Genomic DNA, 7,615 nt, shown 5'->3' with positions numbered 1-7,615 from the left:
TGAGCATGAACGTCTGTCGTTACAACTGCTGAGTGGCATAGGATTCTCCCCCGCGACCACAAACCCTATGAACAAGCTCCTTGATAGGCACAAGGTGAGTTGTTTCCCCATAGAAAGAAATTCATAAAGCTCTGATTGAGGCTGGTTGAAATCACGCCTGACTCGACGGGGTCAATTCCTCGCGCTCATCCGTCAGCAGGTAATCCTTGAATGCCTGTGCGACCGGTGACAATCGCTTGTCGGCCCGATGCACGAGGTACCAGTAACGCATAATGGGAAAGCCCTCAACGGGCAATACCACCAGTCGGTTCAGGGACAATTCCATTTCCAGCGTTTGCAGGGAGATGATGCCCAACCCTAGCCCTGCCTGAACCGCCAGCTTGATCGCCTCATTACTGCTCATTTTCATGCTGGTGCGAATTTCCATGCCTTTGGCGGCGAAGAATCGTTCCATGGCGCCGCGCGTGCCGGAACCCTCTTCGCGAACGAGAAAGGGCTCTGAGGCAATTTCTTCGAGGGTGATTTTTTTTCGCCCCGCCAACGGATGATCCGGCTGCGCGATCACGACAAGCGGGTTGTCCATGAATCGGGTAGCGGCAAGGCCCAACTCTTTGGGCACCTGCCCCATGATGGCGAGATCGATCCGGTTGGCGGTGAGTAAATCCAGCACTTCCGCACGATTGGACACCTCCAGATGGATGGACACTTGCGGATAGCGATCGCGGAACTTGGCCAGAATGCCCGTGGCGACGGCATTGACGGTAGAGGTGACGGCCAGGTTGAACTGACCGCCCCCAACGCCCTTGAGGCGGGTGAGCGCGGAACTGAGATCACCAAGCTGGGCCGAGATGTTCTTGCTTGCGTGGGATACGACTCGACCGGCATCGGTCAGCGAGATTTTCTTGCCGATCTGCTCGGTTAGCGGCAGGCCCACAAATTTCTCCAGCTGACGCACCTGCATCGAGACGGCAGGCTGGGTCAGGTGAAGCTCCGCAGCAGCCTTTGAAAAGGAGAGATGGCGGGCAACCGCCTCGAAAACCATCAGCTGACGCAAGGTTAATCGGCGCATACGTATAAGTCCTACCTTATGCAAATGGTAATAACTATTGATTATCAATTATACAAGCGCGCTTTTATAGTCCCTACAGATTTCAGGGGCTTGGCTCCTGAGTTTTTCCACCTGCCAGGAGTCAAACCATGGATCAATCAGCACGTTATTCTGACCTCAGCCTGAAAGAAGAAGACCTCATCACCGGCGGCAAGCACATTCTTGTTGCCTATAAAATGAAGCCGAAGTCCGGTCATGGCTATCTGGAAGCCGCCGCCCACTTCGCCGCCGAATCCTCAACCGGCACCAATGTTGAAGTATCCACCACCGATGACTTCACCAAGGGTGTCGACGCGCTGGTCTATTACATCGACGAAGCCACCGAAGACATGCGCATTGCGTATCCGATGGATTTGTTCGACCGCAACGTCACCGACGGCCGCATGATGATGGTATCCATCCTGACGCTCGTCATTGGTAACAACCAGGGCATGGGCGACATCGAGCACGCCAAGATTCACGACATGTACTTCCCCGAGCGTGCGATCCAGCTGTTCGACGGCCCGTCCAAAGACATCTCCGACATGTGGCGCATCCTGGGTCGTCCGATCCAGAATGGCGGCTACATTGCCGGTACCATCATCAAGCCGAAGTTGGGCCTGCGTCCCGAGCCGTTCGCGGCCGCTGCCTACCAGTTCTGGCTGGGCGGCGATTTCATCAAGAACGACGAACCCCAGGGCAACCAGGTGTTCTGCCCGCTGAAGAAAGTTCTGCCCCTGGTTTATGACGCCATGAAGCGCGCCCAGGACGAAACCGGCCAGGCCAAGCTGTTCTCCATGAACATCACCGCCGACGACCATTACGAAATGCTGGCCCGTGCCGATTTCGCGCTGGAAACCTTCGGCCCCGACGCCGACAAACTGGCCTTCCTGGTCGACGGCTTCGTCGGCGGCCCGGGCATGATCACCACGGCCCGTCGTCAGTACCCGAGCCAGTATTTGCACTACCACCGTGCCGGTCACGGCATGATCACATCGCCTTCTGCCAAGCGGGGTTACACCGCGTTTGTTCTGGCGAAGATCTCCCGTCTGCAAGGCGCTTCCGGTATCCACGTGGGCACCATGGGCTACGGCAAGATGGAAGGCGAATCAGATGACAAGAACATCGCGTACATGATCGAGCGTGATGAAGCGCAAGGTCCGGTGTACTTCCAGAAATGGTACGGCATGAAGCCCACCACTCCGATCATCTCCGGCGGCATGAACGCGCTGCGTCTGCCCGGTTTCTTCGAGAACTTGGGCCACGGCAACGTGATCAACACGTCCGGCGGTGGTGCTTACGGCCATATCGACAGCCCGGCGGCTGGCGCAATTTCCCTGCGTCAATCCTACGAGTGCTGGAAAGCCGGTGCCGATCCGATCGAATTCGCCAAGGAACACAAGGAATTCGGACGTGCCTTCGAATCCTTCCCGGGCGATGCCGACAAGATCTTCCCGGGCTGGCGCGAGAAACTGGGCGTTCACAAGTAATAAACGCTTAGCTTAAGACCGAACACCCTCGGTTCGCCGGGGGTGTTTTCTCATTGAATAGGTTTATTCAACGGCCATCTAGGCCATGTGCATGCCGAACCGTGTGCATCGCCCAGCTTGCCTCTTCTGGCCCCACGCCCCGGCGAATCACTCAAGCCATAATTCATAGGGAATAACGCCATGATCGATAAAGAACAATACAAAATCCAGCAAGAACCCTTTTATCAGCAGCAGACAAACGAGGTCGCCCTGTACGAGGCGGCCTATCGCAATCGCCTGCCCGTAATGGTGAAAGGGCCGACCGGCTGCGGCAAATCCCGTTTTATCGAATACATGGCGTGGAAACTCGGCAAGCCGCTGATCACCGTGGCTTGTAACGAAGACATGACCGCCTCCGATCTCGTGGGCCGTTATCTGCTCGACGAAGGCGGCACGCGCTGGCTGGACGGCCCGCTCACCACGGCCGCCCGGATTGGCGCCATCTGCTATCTCGATGAGATTGTTGAAGCGCGCCAGGACACCACCGTGGTGATTCACCCGCTCACCGATCATCGCCGCACCCTGCCGCTCGACAAGAAAGGCGAGCTGATCCACGCCCATCCCGATTTCCAGTTGGTCATTTCCTACAATCCCGGCTACCAGACGCTGATGAAGGATTTGAAACAATCCACCAAGCAGCGCTTCACCGCCTTCGATTTCGATTACCCGGATGCGGCACTGGAAACCGAGATTGTGGCGAAAGAAACCGGCATGGACAGAGACACCGTCGCCAAGCTGGTCAAGATCGGCAATGCAGCGCGCAATCTGAAAGGGCACGGGCTGGACGAAGGCATTTCCACCCGTCTGCTGGTGTATGCGGCCACCCTGATCAAGGATCATGTCGCGCCGAGGGATGCCTGCCGCATGGCGCTGGTTCGGCCGATTACCGACGATGCCGACATCCGCGAAACGCTGGATCACGCCATCGACGCCACCTTTGCGTAACGTCGAGCGTCACAGAGCGATGCACTGCAATCCGAATGGTGCAATGCGCTTCGCTGATTGCACCCTACCTGCGGATCGCCACTCATGACTGAGACGAAACAGCTCGACCCCGCCATGGCTGCCTATTGGCAGAAACTCGATACCCGCTTCCCGCAGGCCGAAGCGGTGTTCGCAGACTGCATGGCCGAGGCGCTGGCAAGCCTGACCACCGAAGGAGTGGATGCCTATCTAGAGGCCGCCTCCGCCATCGGCAAACTCGGGCGCGGCGTGGAGCCCCTGCTCGCCTTCATGGAAGAATGGCCCTCTACGGCTGTTGCGGTCGGAGAGCCGGCACTCCCGGCTGTCATGGATACGATTCGCGTGATGCAAAAATCGCCCAACGGTCGCGCCATCGATCCGTTTATCCGTGCGCTGGCGCCGGTGGCGCGGTGTCTGCAATCGGCGGAACAACTTCAGGAATACCTGGAAATCACGCTGGATCTCATGACCCGTACCACCGGCTCGATCCACGGCCATCACACCACGTTCCCCAGCCCCGGCCTGCCCGATTTTCTGGCGCAGGCGCCGAATCTGCTCCGCCAACTCACGCTCGGCGGTCTGAAAAACTGGGTGGACTATGGCATCCGCAATTACCACACCCATCCGGAGCGGCAGAAGGATTTCTTCAGCCTGCAATCGGCGGACAGCCGTGCGGTGCTGCAACGCGAGCGCCACGGCACACTGCTCGTGGATGTCGAACGCAAACTGGATGTCTATCTGCGCGCCCTGTGGCAGGACAGCGAGCATCTGGTGCCCTATTCCACTGCCTTCGACGAGATCCGCAAGCCCATCCCCTATTACGACAAGCTCGGCATTCGCCTGCCGGATGTATTGGATGACAGCGACGGCGTCCGCGGGATCGACCGCTATCGCGCCATCCTCGCCCATATCGTGGGGCACCGGCGCTGGTCCGAGGCGCAGATCGCCGACAACTGGAGTCCCTTCCAGCGCATGGCGGTCGAGTTCTTTGAAGACTGCCGTGTGGATACCTTGCTGATCCGCGAATATCCCGGCCTGCGGCGCCTGTTCCTATCCCTGCACCCCAAACCCGAGGAGGCGGCTTGCGATCCCCAGACCACCTCCTGTCTGCGCCACCGGCTGGCCATGCTGTCGCGGGCGCTGCTCGACCCGGATCACGGTTATCTTGATGCCGACCTTAATGATTTTGTGGCCCGTTTCCATACGCTCATGGCGCAGGAAATCACCACCACCCATGACATCGCCCTGCTGGCCCTGAGTTATGTGGCGCGCACCCGCCGCCAGAGCGACCAGCTTGCCAAGGTGCATTTCGACAACACCGTGATCGAATACCGCGACGACAATCGCCAACTGTGGAAATTCATCGAACCGGGCGACGAAGAAGAAGCCTTCGACGAACAACGAAAAATCGAACCGCAGGAAATCCAGGGCCTGCCGCCGCGCCATTATGCCGAATGGGATTACCACAGCCAGAGCTACCGCCCGGACTGGGTGAGCGTGTATGAAGCCCTGCATCCCAGCGGCAATGCGGCCGACATCGACCGCCTGCTGCAAAAGCATGCCGCGCTCGCCAAACAGCTCAAGAAAATGCTCGATGCGCTCAAACCACAGGACAAGGTTCGCATCCGCTATCAGGAAGAAGGCAGCGAACTCGATCTCGATGTCGCCATCCGATCACTGATCGACTACAAGAGCGGCGCCACGCCCGACCCGCGCATCAACATGAGCCACCGCACCAATGGCCGCAGCATCGCCGTCATGCTGCTGCTCGACCTGTCGGAATCGCTCAACGAAAAAGTGGCTGGCAGCGAACAGACCATCCTTGAACTCAGCCAGGAAGCCGTATCGCTGCTGGCCTGGGCCATCGACAAGCTCGGCGACCCGTTCGCCATCGCCGGCTTCCATTCCAACACCCGTCACGAAGTTCGCTATCAGCACATCAAGGGCTACAGCGAACACTGGAACGACGAGGTGAAAGCGCGGCTGGCCAAGATGGAAGCGGGCTACTCCACCCGCATGGGCGCGGCCATGCGCCACGCCGCCCACTACCTCAGCGCCCAGAAGGCCGACAAGAAGCTCATGCTCATCCTCACCGACGGCAAGCCATCGGACGTGGACACCCATGACGAACGCCTGCTCATCGAAGATGCGCGTCAGGCCGTGAAGGAACTCGACCAGCAAGGCATCTTCCCTTACTGCATCAGCCTGGACGCCAGCCTCAAAGCCGGCGACGATGACTATGTCCGAGACATCTTCGGCCAGCAGTACACGATCATCGACCACATCGAACGACTGCCGGAACGGCTACCGCAGCTGTTTATCTCACTGACCCGTTAACCGTTCTTCCCTTCATCATTCTTAATTTTTAATTATTCCAGGAGCCCATCCATGACGATCTCGCCCTGCCCACAATGCGGCCAACCCAACACCTACCCCGACGGCGACCTGTTCATCTGCGCGGACTGCGGTTACGAATGGCCCGCACAGGCAGCTGCCGACACGACGGATGACGAACGTGTGGTGAGAGACGCCAATGGCACCGTCTTGGTCGATGGCGATACCGTCAGCCTGATCAAGGATCTGAAAGTCAAAGGCTCATCGATCACCCTGAAAGTCGGCAGCAAGATCAAAGGCATCCGTATCGTCGATGGCGACCACGAACTCGATTGCAAAACCGATGCAGGTCAGATGATGCTGAAGGCGTGTTTTGTGAAGAAGGCCTGATCAATCAGGCCGTACGAACAGCACCGAAAGCCGACACAGTCTCACGGTGTCCCTTTGGGCGCGCAAGGCCGGCCGAGGCGCTGTCGTACAGGCGATAGACGACTTCCAAGGCATCCGTCGCCGCACTAAAGTACGTTGCGGCTGAAAGATTCGGACGCTCTGCCGCGATCAATTTGCTCTCGATCATCTGCAACAGCCGATCGACGGACGTCTGTACCCGGCTGGCGGATTGATGCGCCTCGCCGCCGAATCGATTCCCGGTATCCTCGCTGATCGCTGCCTGCATCGCTTTGAGGCCCGACCGAATTCGATTCACCAGAAAATTCAGTCGGATACGATCGACGCCGCTCACCTGACCGGCTGCCGCGACCCCCGACCCGATGGCCCGTGCCTTGCCGAGATCCTCCGCGAGCTCGGGCAGGCGCCGCCACAACATGTCACTCAAAGCATGCGGCACGGGCCCACCGACGTCGAGCTGGCTACGCTCGGCAACATCCGCGATCAGGTGCAACACCTGCTGAATCAAGGCGCTGTGCCGCTCGAAACTTTCCGACACGGTCAGCTGAAGCGCCTGAACGCGCAGCATTTCCCAGTCGGACTGGATTCGCTCGAGCGGCGCACCCACAAACAGATCGCGCGCTGCGGGGGTCTTGTCGGCCATAACCCGCAATTCATCGTTGATATCCCCTTGTTTCGCTTTCAATTTGGCATTGAATGAACCGTCACCGTTGAGGATGATGCTGGCCATCCCCCGATGCATCTGGATATGCTGCAGCAACTTCCTCAGGACGCCGTTGATCTCGATGCCGCGCCGGCTCCGGCGGGCGGGGGATTCTACTTTGCCGGCACGCAGAAAGGCCCAGGCAAGACCGGCCAAAACAAGGGCCAAGCTGACGGTCAGGAATTCTTGCAGGACGGACATGATCGTTCTCCTCAGGATATGGGTTCAGGCGGCGTGGGCTTCGGCCTGGCCAAACTGTGCCTGGCGCAGGCGGCGCGACAATTGGTCCAGATAGGCCGCCACTTCGGCGGTTTCGTGCGCGGCGGCGCTGTTTTCCCAGGCATTGCCTGAGATATGGTCGACATGTTTGGCAATCTCCACGCTGACTTCCCGCTGCTGCTGCGTGTTGACACTGATGAGCCCCACGCTGTCGAGTGCCGCATGCACCCGTTTATGGATATCTTCGAGCGACCCGACCACTTGCCCGATATGGGCGACGTTGGCATCCGCTTCCTGACTGGCATCGCTCATTTGCTCGACCGCAGTATGGATGTCACCCTGAATCGCGCCCACAATCTGCGTGATACTTTC

The 7,615-nt window shown here is 58.8% G+C and carries 7 protein-coding genes; 4 read left to right on the top strand and 3 right to left on the bottom strand.

Translation table 11 applies throughout. The features are described from left to right. Positions 1–151: 151 nt before the first annotated feature. Entirely contained in the window at positions 152–1,069 is a 918-nt protein-coding gene (locus tag VMV64_RS03795) for a LysR family transcriptional regulator (protein ID WP_325328624.1), read from the bottom strand. A 128-nt stretch (positions 1,070–1,197) separates the two neighbouring features. Here VMV64_RS03795 and VMV64_RS03790 point away from each other — a divergent pair, with 128 nt between their 5' ends. From VMV64_RS03790 to VMV64_RS03775, 4 genes are all read left to right on the top strand, one after another. Further along, a complete protein-coding gene (locus VMV64_RS03790) occupies positions 1,198–2,577 on the top strand; it encodes a ribulose-bisphosphate carboxylase (RefSeq protein ID WP_325328623.1) in 1,380 nt (459 codons plus the stop codon). Between the two features lie 180 nt (positions 2,578–2,757). Continuing rightward, complete coding sequence (locus VMV64_RS03785; protein ID WP_325328622.1) at positions 2,758–3,561, top strand: CbbQ/NirQ/NorQ/GpvN family protein; 804 nt, start codon at positions 2,758–2,760, stop codon at positions 3,559–3,561. 84 nt (positions 3,562–3,645) lie between these two features. Next, positions 3,646–5,916, top strand: a complete 2,271-nt coding sequence (locus tag VMV64_RS03780) for a nitric oxide reductase activation protein NorD (RefSeq protein WP_325328621.1) — start codon at positions 3,646–3,648, stop codon at positions 5,914–5,916. 51 nt (positions 5,917–5,967) lie between these two features. Then, a complete protein-coding gene (locus VMV64_RS03775; RefSeq protein ID WP_322629609.1) occupies positions 5,968–6,303 on the top strand; it encodes a zinc ribbon domain-containing protein YjdM in 336 nt (111 codons plus the stop codon). Positions 6,304–6,307: 4 nt separating this feature from the next. On the opposite strand, the gene VMV64_RS03770 is transcribed toward VMV64_RS03775, so the two are convergent. Both VMV64_RS03770 and VMV64_RS03765 read right to left on the bottom strand, forming a co-directional pair. Continuing rightward, positions 6,308–7,225, bottom strand: a complete 918-nt coding sequence (locus VMV64_RS03770) for a nitrate- and nitrite sensing domain-containing protein (protein ID WP_325328620.1) — start codon at positions 7,223–7,225, stop codon at positions 6,308–6,310. Between the two features lie 24 nt (positions 7,226–7,249). Next, positions 7,250–7,615: hypothetical protein (locus tag VMV64_RS03765; protein WP_325328619.1), on the bottom strand; the 366-nt coding region annotated here is incomplete at its 5' end.

Source organism: Sulfuricella sp. (genome assembly GCF_035531155.1).
In the GTDB taxonomy this organism is placed as follows: domain Bacteria; phylum Pseudomonadota; class Gammaproteobacteria; order Burkholderiales; family Sulfuricellaceae; genus Sulfuricella.
Note: the sequence above shows the minus strand (reverse complement) of the source record. Positions and strands in the feature narration are given on the sequence as shown.